Genomic DNA, 279 nt, shown 5'->3' with positions numbered 1-279 from the left:
CGTGGGTGCCGCTGAACTTCTTCGGCACGCGCGCCGACGGCACCACTGCGCTCACCGATGCTGCCGGTGCTGCAGTGCATAGCCACGTCTTCGGGCAGTCCTCGTTCGCCACACACGCGGTCGTCAACCAGCGCAATGCGATCAAGGTCGCGGCCGACCTGCCGATCGAACTTCTCGGTCCGCTCGGCTGCGGCATCCAGACCGGCGCGGGCGCAGTGCTCAACGCCTGCCGGGTGCGCGCGGGATCGAGCGTCGCCGTGATCGGCGCGGGGGCGGTAG

General features: G+C 70.3%; 1 pseudogene. It reads left to right on the top strand.

Features of this window, described 5'->3' with window-relative positions:
- Positions 1-279, top strand: a pseudogene (locus tag ACYPV9_RS14255) (NAD(P)-dependent alcohol dehydrogenase); the annotation flags it as partial.

This window comes from Polaribacter sp. OB-PA-B3 (genome assembly GCF_054589375.1).
The sequence above is the reverse complement of the archived record's forward strand: the minus strand, read 5'-3'. Positions and strand labels throughout refer to the sequence as shown.